The organism is Stappia stellulata (assembly GCF_020176715.1).
GTDB lineage: Bacteria > Pseudomonadota > Alphaproteobacteria > Rhizobiales > Stappiaceae > Stappia.
Genome location: NZ_JAIVMF010000005.1, coordinates 161,594 through 176,963, shown reverse-complemented (window position 1 = coordinate 176,963; position 15,370 = coordinate 161,594). Strand labels below are relative to the sequence as shown.

Annotated in this window: 13 protein-coding genes; 7 read left to right on the top strand and 6 right to left on the bottom strand. The window is 64.2% G+C overall.

Features of this window, described 5'->3' with window-relative positions:
* Positions 1–158: 158 nt before the first annotated feature.
* Entirely contained in the window at positions 159–986 is an 828-nt protein-coding gene (locus LC092_RS08845) for a universal stress protein (RefSeq protein ID WP_224806151.1), read from the bottom strand.
* Positions 987–1,302: 316 nt separating this feature from the next.
* Here LC092_RS08845 and LC092_RS08840 point away from each other — a divergent pair, with 316 nt between their 5' ends.
* Positions 1,303–1,791 (top strand): fasciclin domain-containing protein, encoded by a 489-nt coding sequence (locus LC092_RS08840; protein WP_224806150.1) that lies wholly within the window; start codon positions 1,303–1,305, stop codon positions 1,789–1,791.
* Positions 1,792–1,912: 121 nt separating this feature from the next.
* On the opposite strand, the gene LC092_RS08835 is transcribed toward LC092_RS08840, so the two are convergent.
* The gene (locus LC092_RS08835) at positions 1,913–3,679 is read right to left on the bottom strand and encodes a radical SAM protein (RefSeq protein WP_318245913.1); all 1,767 of its coding nucleotides are present in this window, start codon (positions 3,677–3,679) and stop codon (positions 1,913–1,915) included.
* 781 nt (positions 3,680–4,460) lie between these two features.
* Here LC092_RS08835 and LC092_RS08830 point away from each other — a divergent pair.
* From LC092_RS08830 to LC092_RS08815, 4 genes are all read left to right on the top strand, one after another.
* Complete coding sequence (locus LC092_RS08830; protein WP_224806149.1) at positions 4,461–4,895, top strand: hypothetical protein; 435 nt, start codon at positions 4,461–4,463, stop codon at positions 4,893–4,895.
* 52 nt (positions 4,896–4,947) lie between these two features.
* Complete coding sequence (locus tag LC092_RS08825) at positions 4,948–5,370, top strand: hypothetical protein (protein WP_224806148.1); 423 nt, start codon at positions 4,948–4,950, stop codon at positions 5,368–5,370.
* A 72-nt stretch (positions 5,371–5,442) separates the two neighbouring features.
* Positions 5,443–5,781 (top strand): hypothetical protein, encoded by a 339-nt coding sequence (locus LC092_RS08820; RefSeq protein ID WP_224806147.1) that lies wholly within the window; start codon positions 5,443–5,445, stop codon positions 5,779–5,781.
* A complete protein-coding gene (locus LC092_RS08815) occupies positions 5,778–6,197 on the top strand; it encodes a hypothetical protein (protein WP_224806146.1) in 420 nt (139 codons plus the stop codon). Before LC092_RS08820 ends, LC092_RS08815 begins: the two co-directional genes overlap by 4 nt.
* Before the next feature lie 190 nt (positions 6,198–6,387).
* On the opposite strand, the gene LC092_RS08810 is transcribed toward LC092_RS08815, so the two are convergent.
* Positions 6,388–6,819, bottom strand: coding sequence for a DUF2267 domain-containing protein (locus tag LC092_RS08810; RefSeq protein ID WP_318245912.1), 432 nt, complete (start codon positions 6,817–6,819; stop codon positions 6,388–6,390).
* 161 nt (positions 6,820–6,980) lie between these two features.
* Here LC092_RS08810 and LC092_RS08805 point away from each other — a divergent pair, with 161 nt between their 5' ends.
* Positions 6,981–8,213 carry an MFS transporter gene (locus LC092_RS08805; protein ID WP_224806145.1) on the top strand — a complete coding sequence of 411 codons (1,233 nt, stop codon included), beginning with the start codon at positions 6,981–6,983 and terminating at the stop codon, positions 8,211–8,213.
* 34 nt (positions 8,214–8,247) lie between these two features.
* On the opposite strand, the gene LC092_RS08800 is transcribed toward LC092_RS08805, so the two are convergent.
* The 3 genes from LC092_RS08800 to LC092_RS08790 all read right to left on the bottom strand — a co-directional run bounded on the left by LC092_RS08800 (position 8,248) and on the right by LC092_RS08790 (position 9,819).
* Complete coding sequence (locus tag LC092_RS08800; RefSeq protein WP_224806144.1) at positions 8,248–8,568, bottom strand: 2Fe-2S iron-sulfur cluster-binding protein; 321 nt, start codon at positions 8,566–8,568, stop codon at positions 8,248–8,250.
* Between the two features lie 114 nt (positions 8,569–8,682).
* Entirely contained in the window at positions 8,683–9,045 is a 363-nt protein-coding gene (locus LC092_RS08795) for an Hpt domain-containing protein (protein WP_224806143.1), read from the bottom strand.
* A 255-nt stretch (positions 9,046–9,300) separates the two neighbouring features.
* On the bottom strand, positions 9,301–9,819 hold the full coding sequence (locus tag LC092_RS08790; protein ID WP_224806142.1) for a hypothetical protein: 519 nt from the start codon (positions 9,817–9,819) through the stop codon (positions 9,301–9,303).
* Between the two features lie 38 nt (positions 9,820–9,857).
* Between LC092_RS08790 and LC092_RS08785 the strand changes: the two genes are divergently transcribed.
* Positions 9,858–15,332 (top strand): antitoxin, encoded by a 5,475-nt coding sequence (locus tag LC092_RS08785; protein WP_224806141.1) that lies wholly within the window; start codon positions 9,858–9,860, stop codon positions 15,330–15,332.
* The last annotated feature ends 38 nt before the right edge of the window (positions 15,333–15,370 follow it).

The window sequence follows — 15,370 nt, the reverse complement described above, 5'->3', positions numbered from 1 at the left end:
GACGATCTGTCGCCGGTTCCCCGGCAACGCCTCCCGTTGGATACGTGGTTCAAAAACACAAAAGGTCCATGGCACCGCCGCGTCGCGCAGTCGCGGCGGCGGTGCCATGCAGGCCTGCAAAGGCTCCCCCCGCTACAGGCCCGGTCTGCGGGTCGCGCTCAATGCGCCATCATCACCGGCACGGTCATCGACGCAAGAATGTCGCGCGTCGCGCCGCCGAACAGGAACTCGCGCATGCGCGAGTGGCCGTAGCCGCCCATCGCGACCATGTCGATGTTGTTGTCCGACACATAGTTCAGGATCGCATCCGCCACACCGGAGGTCGGCCGCGGCACCACGTCGATCGTGACGTTGAGACCGTGGCGGGCCAGATAGGTGGCGATGTCGGCACCCGGCTCCCCGGAGGTGCGACGCCCGGTCTCCACGATCATCACGGTGACCTTTTCCGCCATCTGCAGCAGCGGCAGGGCGGCATGCACCGCGCGCGACGCGGTCGGGCTGCCGTCCCAGGCGACCATGACATTCTTCAGCGGCAACGTGCTGCCGATATAGGGCACCACCAGCACCGGAACGCCGGCCTCGAACAGGACGGATTCAATCAGCATCTCGCGCATGGGCTCCGGATCGTCCGGATTTTCCTGGCCGATCATGACGAGATCGGTCAGCCGGCAATGCGCCAGAAGCGTCTCCGTCGATCCGCCGGTGATGATTTCCGCGGTGCGGATCTCGGCGGTGACGCCGGCCTTGCGGGCCAGTTCGTTGAAGGTGTCGCCGGCTTCCTTTGCCGCCTTCAGCGCCTGATTGCGGGCGATTTCCACATAGTCGGGCGGCATCGGCGCGGCAATGAAGCCCGGCACGACCGGCTCGAAGGCAACCGTCAGTCCCGTCACATGCGCCCCCGTGCGCGCGGCGAGATCCAGTGCGACCTGTGCGGTCTTCTGCTTGCCATTGAGATCGACAAGCGTGGTGATGTCCTTGATTGCCATGTGGAATTCCCTCCGTTCCGTGGGCAGGAAAGCACGTTAGCGAGTGCCCGGCCTTTTCGCAACAGAGCCTAAGCCGGCGCGATCCTTTCCTCCTTGACCGGGATCAATTGCAGATGATTTCCGAATGAATTTCCAACGACTTTATCCACACCGCGGGAGCGCGCGTTACGCAATCGCCTGCCTCGCGGATCAAGTGTAAATCTTCGATCATTTTATTCGATTCATGAAAATCCACGAGCCACAGCGGACGTAAACAGGTTCGAAAGCGACATGAAAGTCTAGATCGCTGGACATCTAAATACAATTGGAGGCAAGTATGCGTAAAACGGCAATCGGAATTGCAGCAGCGACGTTCTTTGCACTTGGCAGCGTGGCAAATGCCGCGAATATCGTGGAAACGGCCAAGAGCGCCGGATCGTTCAACACGCTGCTCGCGGCGGCGGAGGCAGCGGGCCTCGTCGAGGCGCTGAGCGCGCCCGGCCCGCTGACGGTCTTCGCCCCGACGGATGACGCATTCGCCGCCCTTCCCGAGGGCACCGTCGAGAACCTGCTGAAGCCGGAAAACAAGGACCAGCTTGCCGCGATCCTGACCTACCACGTCGTCGGTCAGAAGATCATGTCGGGCGATATCCCGGATGCGACCACCGAGGTCGAGACGCTGAGCTCCGGCGATGACAAGACCATCACCGTCGTGAAGTCCTCCACCGGCGTGACGGTCGACGGCGCCACGGTCGTGACCGCCGACATCGAGGCGGACAACGGCGTGATCCATGTGATCGACAAGGTCATCCTGCCGTCGAACTGACGTGACTGACGTCGCCGCGCTTCCGTGTCAGGCGCGACGAGAAGAGGGGTCGGATCGTTCCGGCCCCTTTTTCATGCCGGCCGACGGACGCGGACCTCCGACGTTCAGCGCGCGTCCGGCCTCAGGAGCGGGCAGCCACCGCCGTGCGTGCCTCGGAGATCCTTTGTCCGCGCGCGACCGCCCCCCGGCCGCCGGTGGTTTCCCGGTAGAGTGCAAGCGTCTCGTGGTCGCCGTCCTCGGCCGGTGTGGTCGCCAGATCCGCGTAGGCGAAACGCTCGGGATCGGAGAAAATCCGCTTCTGCAAGCGGTTCACCCGCCAAACGCCCCAGGCGAGACGCGCAAGATTGCCGAACGACCGCGCCCAATGCCGCGGATAGAACACAAGCGCCGGCTCCAGCGGCAGGCCCGGACGCCGGTCGCGGCGGTAGCGCCGACGCAGCAACCCGCCTTCAAGCGGGTGCACGCCCTCAAGCTTGTAGGCGAGATAGAACTCGGTCACCTCGTTGAGATTGATGCCCTTGTTCTTCTGCGCCGCGGACCGTCGGCCGATGCGTTCGATATGCTCCGGCGTGTAATAGGCGTGCCAGGCATCGCGATAGATCCCGTCCCATTCGGCATCCGACATTGTCTCGTGATGGGTCACCCGCTGACAGGCGTCATATTTGTTCGGGTCCGGGTCCATCCAGACGCCGGCCTCCGCCATCCGCTTGTGGTCGGCCGAGCCCGGCAAGGGCGTGAGCACGAAGAACTCGAGCAGATCGATCGGCAGCTCTTCCTGAACGATCCTGATGTCCCGCAAGATGCTCTCGCGCGTATCCGCGCCGAATCCGAGAATGTAGCCGGCGATGATCGTCGCGCCGTACTCGCGCCATTTCTGGATCATGGCGCGATATTCGGTGATCTTGTTCTGCCGCTTGTTTGCTTCCAGCAGGTTGTCCGGGTTGATGTTTTCCAGCCCCATGAACACCCGCTCGACGCCGGCGCGGCAGGCCTTGTCGATGAACCCCTCGACCTTGTGGCACAGCATGTCGACCTGAATGGTCAGCCGGAAATGCAGGCCCTCGACATCGCGCAGGTGGATCAGCCGATCGAACAGGGCTTCCCAGTTGCGGTTGCGCGCGAGATCGTCGTCGGTGACGAAGAATTTGTAGATGCCCTGCGCCAGATTGGCGCGGATGATCGCCTCGAGATCGTCCGGCGTGCGAAACCGGCTCTTGCGCCCCTGGACGTTGATGATCGTGCAAAACGAGCATTGATAGGGACATCCGCGCCCGAGATCGAAGCTCGTGTAATTGGCGCCGGTTCGACCGACAGTGGCACGGTCGAGAAAGGGAATCGGCTGCGCCTCAAGCGACGGCAGTTGATTGAGGTAGTCGTATTCCGGCTTCAACGCGCCGTCATAAGCGTCCCGCAGCACGACATCGAGACGCTGTTCCTCCAGTTCGCCGGCGAACAGCGAGATGCCCATGTCGCGCGCGGCGACGATTTCCGGCGGTTGCTCCTTGAGCATCGACTTGCAGCCGGAGACGTGGAACCCGCCGATCGCAACCGGGATGCCTGCTTCCAGGAATTTCTGCGAGAGATCGACGGCGCGGGGAAACTGGTTGGTCTGGACGCCCACCATCATGATGAGCGCGCGCCCGCCGTCGCGGCGGATGCGGCGGATGATCTTGTCGGGCCGAATCCGCGTGTTGGTCTCATCCATCGTTTGCGCGCGGATCTCCACACCTGGACCCAACACGTGCCGCGCCGCGCAATCGATCAACAGGCCATTGATCGTCGCAAGCGTATTGGACGGCATCATCGAGCGAAGCCATTGGATGGGATAGCCGTCGGCGTCGTAATGCGACGGCTTGATCATGATGACGTGGAAGATCTCGGACGACACGGCGCCCCCCTTGGATACCCTTGAGGATTTTCACGAAGGTCGCACGCCCGCCGGAGATTAGCAAACCGGTAGAAGGGGCGGGCGTTGAAAGACCCCGTTCAAACGCCCCATGACGCAGAGATCCAGCGGATTATCCGCGACGAAGACCGAAAAAACAAAGTAAAATCCATGTTCTTAGAAAACAAATCCCCGACCGGAAACGCCAGCTTACAGTTTTACTACGTGAAATCCGGGCGGAATGATGACCTATCACCAATCACTTCGAGAGATACGACGAGGTATTCTTGAGCTGCGCTCGCATGTGGCGTGGATACGCTTCATGCAGGCCTTCGACCGCGCCGCCAAGGCGAACTTCAACCCCGCCCAACCGCGCATTCCCGCCGGTCACCGCTTCGGCGGACGATGGACCGACGGAAGCGGCCCGACAGGCGGACCCGCGAAGGTCATTCTGGCCGGCGGGAGAGGGGGGCGAAGGCGCGGCGGCCGGACGGCGTACACACCAAATCAATCGCTTCGGCTTCAAACAGCAAGAGATCGAACAGAAGGAATCGTCAGAACCCTTCGCAGGCAGGACCCCAACTGGAAACTGCCGCAATCGGCAACCGTTCCGAATTCCTACGACGGACTGATGTCGCACTATTCAGCGATCCGGAACGCCGCCCAGGCAAGACTCCAGGAACTCGCCAGGATCCGCGCGCTTGGGGCCGGAACGCCCGGACGGGGCCACAACAACCCGCCCGGCGGTCGCGGACCGGGCTTGCCTTAGCCGGCACGCCCTCCTTTGACGGGCACCATATCGACCCGCTATGGCCCCATCACACTGGCCCCACCGCCGGGTGCCTATTACTATCGCTCGCATCCGGCACGGCCATTGGGATTTGGCTCGGAGCTGCACTACCGGGAATTCACCGACGCGGCCTATCACAGCCTGAAGATGGCCGGCCATTCCGATGCACGGCTGGTGATGTTCGGCAGCAGCGTGACCGGCTTCAGCTATCGTTCGGGGACCAGCTTCGATACCGGCGGGAAAAGCGACTACGATCTCGCCATCGTCAGCCCGAAACTGTTCGCCGCGGCTTTGAAGGCCGGCGCGCAGCGGCGAGCGGGCGACCGTACGGAACCGATCGAACCCGGGTCGGATGTTGCCGACAGTCTAAAACTGAAAGAAATACTCAAAACCCAAAAAACCTCAGCGGACGCGAGGTCTCCATCATGATTTACCGGGACTGGACCTTCCTAACCACGCGCGGCCCCTACAGGATTTTGCCATGAACAGACCTTTCCGAGCCTACGCCACCTATCAGACCGGCACCACGGATCAGGAAGAGATCGTCGAGCTGATCGAGCGCGAAACCGGCATCTCATTCGAGGACAGAGGCGACATCGAGTATGGGGACTTCTGGCGGCATCACCCGCCGAGCCGTTACGGCATTCGCGTCGATGTCGTCGACAACGTGCTCTACGACGACGACAACGACAGCTATTCAGCGCGTTACCCGGACCTTTCCATGGACACGGTCTTGGTCGATCTCGGGGTTGAAGACATCAATCATCCCGTTTTCCGCTTTCTTCTGTCCCGCCGGGACCAGTTCAAACCAGTCAAACCGATCGCGATCATGACCGATATTGAGGGCGAACCCTTGACCATCTGGGAAGGTTATCCGCCGATCCCGCCGGAATACTTGGACTAAACGCGCCCGCTCAGATTTTCCTCCGGGCCGCACCACCGGGAATTTACCGACGCGGCCTGCCACAGCCTGAAGATGGCCGGCCATTCCGATGCACGGCGGGTGATGTTCGGCAGCAGCGTCACCGGCTTCAGCTATCGGTCGGGGACCAGCTTCGATACCGGCGGGAGAAGCAACTACGATCTCGCCATCGTCAGCCCGATACTATTCGCCGCTGCTTTGAAGGCAGGCGCGGGGCGGCGAGCGGGAGGTCGTACGGAACCGATTGATCAGGACTCAGAAATTGCTGAAGCACTCAGCCTGAAACCGATACTCGGGACTTTAGGTAAAATTGGCGGTCGAAAGGTGTCCATCATGCTTTACCGGGACTGGACCTTCCACCCGAACCGCGGCCCTTTCAGGATATTGCCATGACCAAGAGCTATTCAGCTTATGCCATCTATCAAACCGGCACCACGGACCAGCAGAAAATCGTCGACCTGATCGAACGCGAGACAGGTATTTATTTGGAGGACAGCAGCGACATCGAATACGGCGACTATTGGGATTACCATCGGTATCTGACACCTTCTATTCACATGAAAGTAGTGGACAATGTCCTGCACGATGAAGGCGATATATATTTGCCGCGGTTCAAGGGGTATTCGTTGGACACCGTGCTGGTAACTATCGGCGTGGAAGACATCAACAATCCGGTCTTCCGCTTCCTTCTGTCTCGTCCGGACATATTCCGACCGGTCGACACAGTCTCCATATTTACAGACATTGAGGGGAAGAGCGTGGAAGTCTGGGAAGGTTATCCGCCGATCCCTTCGGAATACTTGGACTAAACGCGCCCGCTCAGATTTTCCTCCGGGCCGCACCACCGGGAATTCACAGACGCGGCCTGTCACAGCCTGAAGATGGCCGGCCATTCCAATGCACGGTTGGTGGTGTTCGGCAGCAGCGTCACCGGCTTCAGCTATCGCTCGGGCACCAGTTTCGATACGGGCGGGAAAAGCGACTACGATCTCGCCATCGTCAGCCCGAAACGGCCCAGAAAGCACCCGCCTCGGCCGGCAGGGTCGCAAGCATGCGCTCGAAGGCCGCAACATCCACGCAGGCCCGCACGGCGGCCGCGACATCCGCGATACAGCTGTCGGGCGCGAAATTGTGATGCCGGCGCAGCGCCTGAACCTCCCGGGTCATCGTCTCGCGGTCGGCGAAGGCCTGAATATCCGCCTCCGGCTCCCAATCCGCCACGAACAAGGCACGCGCAAGCGCCGGCAGCACTTGCGAGAACCGGATCGCGTCTTCCAGCGACAGGCGTTTGCGAAACACCTGAAACACCGCCTGTACCATCGTCCAGGTCTGGTTGCGGGTGGCCAGGCCGGCTGCATCCTGCGCCACGGCCAGCAGCCGCTCGAACTCGGAACAGGCGAGTTGATAGTCTCGTGGCATGGGCATGGTCATCGCGCCCTTTTCGTCTGATACACGCGGGTCGCTCCTCTTTGCTCCGGGTCAGGATCACTCCGGCCGGCGCCGCGAAGGTGGTATCCCACAATTTATCGGTAACGCGGCATGGCTTGCACGCGCTATAGAGGGCACTCATCTCCACAAGACACGACCGCCCCATGCCCATCTCGACGTCGACCGACCCGCTCCCGCCCCGCGCCGCCACCGGCTGGCGCTCGCCCTTGATGCTCCTGATGATCATGGCCGCCGCCATGCAGCTTTCCTTTGCTGCCTGGTGGAACCTGATGAACAATTTCGCGGTGCATGAGCTGGCCTTTACCGGACGGGAGATCGGCATCCAGCAGTCGATCCGCGAGATTCCGGGCTTTCTCGCCTTTACCGCGATCTATGTGCTGCTGGTGATGCGCGAACAGACGCTGGCCTATGTCTCGCTCGCCCTGCTCGGCGTCGGCGTTGCCGCGACCGGCTATTTCCCGACAGCCTGGGGCTTTTATCTGACAACCTTGGTGATGTCGGTCGGCTTCCATTACTACGAGACCATGAACCAGTCGCTGTCGCTGCAGTGGCTGCCGAAGGAAAAGGCCGCGGCCGGCATGGGCAAGATCATCGCCGTCGGCGCCTTCGCCCAGCTCGTCGCCTATGGCCTCATCTTCGTCGCGTGGAAGACGTTCGAGCTCAGCTTTTCGACCGTGTTTCTGTTTGCCGGACTGCTGACGCTCTGCGTTGTCGGTTTTCTCATCATTGCCTTCCCGCAGTTCCGCGAAGGCGTGCCGCAACGCAAGTCGCTGGTGCTGCGCAAGCGCTACTGGCTCTATTACGCGCTGACCTTCATGGGCGGCGCGCGGCGCCAGATCTTCACGGTGTTCGCGGGCTTCCTGATGGTCGAGCGCTTCGGCTACGACGTGCATGAGGTCGCCGGCCTGTTCCTGATCAATGGCGTGTTCAGCATGATCCTGGCACCGAAGATCGGCTCCTGGATCGGGCGCGTCGGCGAGCGGACGGCGCTGACGGTGGAATATATCGGGCTGATCGGCGTCTTCGCGACCTATGCCTTTGTCACCAACGCGACGCTGGCCGGCGCGCTCTATGTGATCGACCACGCCTTCTTCGCCATCGCGATTGCGATGAAGACCTATTTCCAGAAGATCGCCGACCCGGCCGACATCGCGCCGACCGCAGGGGTCGCCTTCACCATCAACCACATCGCGGCGGTGGTGATTCCGGTCGTCTTCGGACTTGTGTGGCTGGTGTCGCCGGCGGCCGTCTTCCTGATCGGCGCGGGCATGGCCTTCGTCAGCCTTGTGCTGGCGCGCATGGTGCCGCGCGACCCGAGCGACGGACACGAGGTGGAGCCGCTGTTTTCACGCGCAGCACCCGCGCCGGCCGAATGATCGCCCGGCGCAACACGTCGCAATCAAAGGGAAGTCAGGCTTGCCGTTCGGGAACGAGCACGACCAGCCCGTCGAGCGCCTCGGTGACCTTGATCTGGCAGGACAGGCGCGAGGTCGGCTGGACGTCATAGGCGAAGTCCAGCATGTCCTCTTCCATCGGCTCGGGCTGGCCGGTCTTCTCGGCCCAGGCCGGATCGACATAGACGTGACAGGTGGCGCAAGCGCACGCCCCGCCGCATTCCGCCTCGATGCCGGAAACCATGTTCTTGATGGCATTCTCCATCACCGTGGAGCCAACCGGGGCCTCCACGACAGTCTCGGCGCCGTCGGACGTGATGTAAGTGATCTTTGGCATGGGCGAAGCATCTCGGGATGAAATGAAAGGGCTCGGTTCGAACCCGACATAACCGTTCATCGCCAAAGGTCAAGCGCTGCGCGTGGCCAACCACCCGGCCGACCGCCGCAAAGTTCAGCTTTCAAGCAATCCGTCGATGTAAAAGCCGGCTTCCTCGACCGCAGCGCGCAAGGGCTCCAGATCCGGCATCTCGCCGTCAAGCAGCGCCCGCTCCGCCGCATCCGCCGCGTCCGCCACCTTCCAAGCGCCGACGCCCTTCGCCGATCCGTTGACGGTGTGGACGTTTTCGCGCAGCACCGCCCTGTCGGTCGCGGTTTCGATCCGCCGCATGGCGATCTCCGCCTGACGGGCGAACAGCCGCAACACTTCGCGTTCAAGCTCGCGATTTCCGAGCGTATGCCGGCTGAGATGAACCAGATCGACGGGATCCGCGTGTGTCGCCGCGCTCGCCTCGGCCTGCGCCAGTGCCTGCATCATCACCGCTGCCTTTCCTGCTGTCCCATCATCCGCGCCCGAAGGATCCGGAGCGCCGTGTCAAGTTCAAGCATCGGCAAAAATGACGAAAATCGGGTTAAATCGCGCCCGCGGCGCCCGGAGCCGGTCAACAAAGTGAATCTTTGGTTAACGCGAATTCACGAATTGTCGTAATCCCGCGCGCAGGACGCGGCCCGTCCCGCCCGGATTGTGCCCCGACTGGACGGCGAGCCGGCGCGCGCCCGGCGGCCGTCGCCGTCAGGAGGCGTGGTTCGAAGCGACCGCGCGTCCGGCATCCGTCAGCCGACACACCAGCCAGTCGGGCTTGATTGGGTTGGAAAACCAAGGCTCTGCCCACCCTGCGGCCATGCAGGCGCGGATCGTTTTCTCGGAGACGCGGCGGCCGTCGCGGTCGAAGAGCGGCAATTTTCCACCCGCCTGCGACAGGCCGCGCGCGAGCCAGGCCGCTTGCGCGCGGGTCGGCTTTCGCGACGCCGGCGCGACGACGCTTCCCCGGCGTGAAGACGTCCGGGCTCCCCCTTTCCTGACCTGCGCCATGCCACCCATCTCCTTGTCATGACTCTGCAAATTCTTGTTCCAGGACGCGGATTGTGTCATTAGCTGTGGTGGTGCGGCAAGTTCGGGCGAGTTGCGTTTAAAGGTCAGAGGCCGACCTTCAACGCTTCCAAGGTCAAGCCCGACGATTTTCGATTTCGGCAGGAATGCCGGAACCGGTGTGCCGTGCAAGGTCTCGCGGCGCCAGAAGCGCCGTGTCACCCGATGTGTAACGAGTACGGACGCGAGGCGAGTTCAAGATGGCAAATCCCCCGAAGGCGAAAGATCCCGCCGAAGCTGCCCTTTCGGCGGTTGAGGAGGCGCTGAAGATCGATTTCGGCGACGACGACCAACAGCAGGCCGCCACCGCCTCGGCGGGCAGCGAGGCCAGCGCGCGCAGTGCGGAGACCAGCGCTTCGGACAGCGCGGCGACGCCCGCACGCCCGGACTCCAACCGCTCCGGCAACCGCCGCGGACGCGGCGGCGGACGACCGACCTCGGCCGCCAACGACGACCGCCGCTCCATCGGCAACCTGATCTACGCCTTGCAGCGCCGCCCGACCTCGGCGCCTTTCTGGTTTTCCCTCGCGCTCAGCATTTTGTGGATCGCCGGCGGCTGGTGGCTCGCGTCCTCCGCCTTTTCCGCCGAAGTCGCGGCGGTCAGTTCCGCCAATGACATCATGGCCTCCCCTTCGCTGATCCTGATCGCGGTCGCGGTCGTCGTGCCGGTGCTCTTCTTCTGGGCAATGGCGCTGATGATCTTCCGCGCGCAGGAAATGCGCATTGTCGCGCGCGGCATGACCGAAGTCGCGCTGCGCCTTGCCGAGCCGGAGGATGTGGCCAAGGAATCCATTCTCAGCGTCGGCCAGGCGATCCGCCGCGAGGTCGCCGCCATGGGCGACGGCATCGAACGGGCGATCGCCCGCGCCAGCGAGCTGGAGGTCCTCGTCCACAACGAGGTGTCCTCGCTCGAGCGCTCCTACAATGACAACGAGCTCAAGATCCGCTCGCTGATCGACGAACTGGTGACCCAGCGCGAAGCCGTGGTCTCCAACGCCGATCGCGTCCGCGATTCCATCACCGGCGCGCACGAGAGCCTCGCGGCGCAGCTGGATGCCACCTCCGACAAGATCAGCTCCATCGCCGACAGCGCCACGGAGCGACTGACGGGCGCCATCGACGCCCGCGTCGGCGAGCTGACCGCCACCGTCGACGGACGCGTGCGCGAGATCACCGACACGTTCAACACCGCCGGCGGCCAGCTGATCGACAGCCTCGCCTCCCATGGCGAAAGCTACGTCGAGCGCCTGACCGGCACCGGCCAGGATCTCGTCGAGAACATGTCGCGCACCGGCTCGGAGTTCGCCGAGACGCTGCAAAGCCGCGGCGCGGAAATCAACGACCGCTTCTCCACAACGGCGAACGCTTTTGTCGACACGCTCACCACGCGCGGCGCGGAGATCAACGACCGGCTGGAAGAGACCTCGACCTCGCTGTTCACCACGCTCACCGAGCGCGGAGACCAGATCAACGAGACGCTGGCATCGACCGGCACCTCCATCGTCGACACGCTGTCGCTGCGCGGCTCGGAAATCACCGAGGCGCTGACCTCGACCGGCCAGAGCGTCGGCGAGACCATCACCAGCCGCGGCGAGGAGATCACCGCCAGCCTGTCGCTCACCAGCGGCAAGCTGATCGACACGATCACCACCCGCACCGAGGACCTGCTGTCGACCCTCGACACCCGGGTCACCGGCCTCGACACCTCGCTTGCCGAAACCGGCGACCGGGTCGTGGAGAGCATTTCGCTGCGCGGCCAGGAAGTGACCGACACGATCTCCGTCAAGGGCGCGGAAATCGTCGAGACGCTGTCCTCGCGCACCGAGGAAGTGGCAGAAATCCTGCGCGGCACCGGCGAAAGCATCGTCGTCGACCTGTCGCTGCGCGGCGGCGAGATCGCCTCCAAGCTGGACGAGACCGCCGGCAGCTTGTCGGAAACGATCACCGTGCGCGGCACCGAGCTTGCCGACCGTCTCGGCTCCGTTGGCGACAAGATCCACGAGGCCATCTCGGTCAACGGCGAGGCGCTCGACCAGCGCCTCGAGCAGCGCAACAAGGAAATCGCGACGATCATCGACAGCCAGACGACGGCCTTCCGCGTCACGCTGGAAGATGCCTCCGCCGCGCTCACCACGTCGCTGTCGACCCATACGTCCGATTTCGCCCGCACCCTGTCGGAGACCGGCACCGAGCTTGCCCATCTCATCGGCTCGCGCGGCGAACGGGTGGTCGGCGACCTCAACGCCATCGGCGACCGCCTCGATGCAACGCTGGCCGAGCGCGGCGACACGCTGACGCTCAGCCTCGGCGGCCATCTGGAGAAGATGGAATATCTGATCGGCGAACGCGGCGACGCGCTCATCGCCTCCGTCGACAGCCGCTCGCGCGAACTCGGCGAGACCCTGGACGGGCGCATCGAGTCGCTGCAATCCACGCTCGACCTGCGCTCCTCCACACTGGCGGAAACGCTGGACCAGCGCATCGAAGGCTTCGACAAGACGCTGGATGGCGGCATCGGCAAGCTCGCCGTGACGCTGGAAAACCGCACAGAACAGTTCGAAAAGACGCTGTCTGAACGCACCGTCGCGCTCTCCGACGTCCTGGAGAACCGCTCCGAGGCGATCACGGTTCAGTTGTCGAACAAGGTCGACGAGGTCGGTGCCTCGCTTAGCGCCCGCGCCGAGGAAATCGGCACCAACCTGTCGAACCGTTCCGCCGCCATCGGCGAGACCATCGAACGTCACCTCGTCAGCTTCGAGGCCTCGATCGGTGAAAAGGTCGAGCTGGCCGCCGTCTCCATGTCGGAGAAGGCCGAGCATCTGGCCGAGACCATGTCGACCGGTACCGACCGCATCGACCAGGCGCTTGACGCCCGTGCCCGCCAGATCAGCGAGACCCTGATCGCCCGCACCCGCGAGATCGCCGCCGCCTTCGTCGACGGCCAGACCGAGATGTCGAACTCGCTCGACCAGCGTCTGACCGACGCCGGCCAGGTGCTGTCGCGCCAGAGCCAGGACCTGACCGACACGCTGTCCGACCGCATCGCGGAGATCAACGTGTCGCTGGGCTCCAAGGTGTTCGAGGTTGCCGAAACCCTCGACAGCCGCTCGGCCGAACTGGAACGCATCCTCGCCGATCGTCTGGCAGCCATCTCCGGCACGCTGACAAGCGAGAGCGAGCGCGCCCGCCTCACCCTGTCGGAAGTCCTGACGGAAGCCGGCGGCACGGTGGAACGCCTCACCGGCGTCCTCACCGGCGAGAGCGGCAAGCTCAAGGAAACCGTCGAGGTCACCCTTGACGAGGCAACCCGCAAGCTCGAGGGCGAAGGCGCACGCCTGCGCCAGATCGTGCTCGGCTCGGTCGGCGAGGCGCGCGGCGCCATGCAGAGCGAGAGCGAGAAGGCGGCCGATGCCATCGTCCAGGCTCTCAACAATGCTTCCGGCGCCATGTCGGGCGAAAGCGAGAAGATTCGCGACCTGCTGTTCTCCGCCATCAGCGAAGCTGCGCACAGCCTTGCCGCGGAAAGCGAGAAGGCCCGTGCGATGTTCGTCGGCACGCTGACGGAAATGAACGGAACCCTCGGCAGCGAGAGCGAAAAGGCCCGCGAGGAGATCACCCGTACGGTCCAGGAAGTTTCCGGCACGCTCAACGCCGAAAGCGAGCAGGCCCGCATGGTGCTTGCCCGCACCATCGAGGAGATCCGCAACACCGTCGCCGGCGAAGCCGACGGCGTGCGTTCGCAGGTCGCCAATGCGGTCCGCGCGGCGGCCGACCTCCTGTCGGAGCGCGGCAATGCGGTCGCGGAAGACCTCGTCGCCCGCGCCGAAGCGCTCAACGCGGCGCTCGAGGAGCGCACCGGCACCCTTGCGGGTCTGGTCAGCACCGACGGCAACGCGCTTGTCACGGCCATCGAGCAGCGCGCCAACGACCTTACGGGCCGTGTCTCGGAGGTCCACGACGCGATCCTCGAGGCGATCACCGTCAAGGGCAAGGACGTCACCGACAGCTTCGCCCGCACGGGTCTGGATGCCACCCGCGCGCTGGTGGAAGCCGGCGACGAGCTGGTCACCAGGCTCGACGAGCGCAGCGCCTCGGCGGCGGAAATCCTCACCCGCACCAAGTCGCAGCTTGAAAGCGACATCACCGGCCTGCTGGATCGCCTGAACCAGTCGAACGCCATGCTGAGCGACGTCCTCGCCAATGCGGACGACAACCTCGGCAAGGTCGAGACCTCGCTGTCGCGCAGTGCCGGCGAGTTCCGCACCGCCATCGACCGGGCGGTGTCGGAAACCTCCAGCTCGACCGAGACGCTCACCGAGCAGACCGGCGTGCTGCGCAAGGTCTCCGACACGGTTCTCTCCGACCTCGCGACCCTCGCCGGTCGCCTGGAAGAGCATGGCCGCCATCTCACCGATGCCGCGAAGCATCTGGAAGAGGTCGACCGCTCCGTGGAAAGCCGCGTCGGCGAGCGCAAGACCGCCATCGAGGATGTCGCCGACACGCTGCTGGCCAAGACCGAGGCCGTCGACAGCCTGATGCGCAGCTTCTCCAAGCAGCTTGAGGAGATGCTGGAGCAGGCCGACACCAAGAGCCGCGACGTGACCCGTCAGCTCACCTCGGCCGCGGAAGCCGCAACGGCTGCCGTCGCCGAGCAGTTTGAATCCATGCGCATGTCGGCCGGTCTCGAAGGCCAGAAGGCCCGCGAGGCGGTTCGCGCCGCGCAGGACGACGTGGTCGCGGAAATGTCGAGCACCCTGTCGGAAGCCTCCGAACGCTTCACCGAGGCGACCACCCGCATGCGCGACGTCGCCCGCGACGTCCACCGCGAGCTGGAGAAGACCCGCGCCGAACTCAAGCGCGGCATTCTCGACCTCCCCGAGGAGGCAGAGCAGTCCACCTCGGCCCTGCGCAAGGTGGTCAGCGAACAGGTGCGCGCGCTTTCCGAACTGTCGGAGATCGTCGCCCGCCAGTCGAACGCGCTCGACACCTCGCGTGCCGGGGAACGCACGGTCGCGGCCGGAGCCACACTGGCCTCCGTCGCACGCCAGCCCGCCGCTCCGGCGGAGCCGGCACCGCGCCCTGCCCCGCAGCCGGCCGCCCGGCAGCCCGCGCCCCAGCAACAGGCCCCGCAGCAGCGTGGCGAGTTGCGCGGAGAGCTGCGCCGCAAGACGCTGAGCGACTTCGAGCCGCAGGCCCCCGCACAGGCACCGGAGAAGCGCGCAAGCGCCTCGAACGCGCCCCAGGGCAAGGGCTGGGTCTCCGACCTGCTGCGCCGCGCCTCGCAGGACGAGGATGGCGCTGACGGCGACGAGGCCGCCCGGTCGCCGCTGCAGATGGTGGAATCGCTCAACTCGCTGTCCATCGACATCGCCCGGGCGATCGACCACGAGACGTTCATCGACCTGTGGGAGCGCTACAAGCGCGGCGAGCGGCATGTCTTCACCCGCCGTCTCTACACGCTGCAGGGTCAGCAGACCTTCGACGAGATCCGGCAGAAATACGCCCGCGACGGCGAGTTCCGCGCCGCCGTGGACCGCTATCTCTCCGACTTCGAGCAGCTTCTGGCCCAGGTGTCGCGCAACGACCGCGACAACATCATGAGCCAGACCTATCTCACGTCGGACACCGGCAAGGTCTACACGATGCTCGCCCACGCCAGCGGCCGTCTGGACTGATCCGTCTCACGACGACGCACTGAAACGAAAGAAGGCGC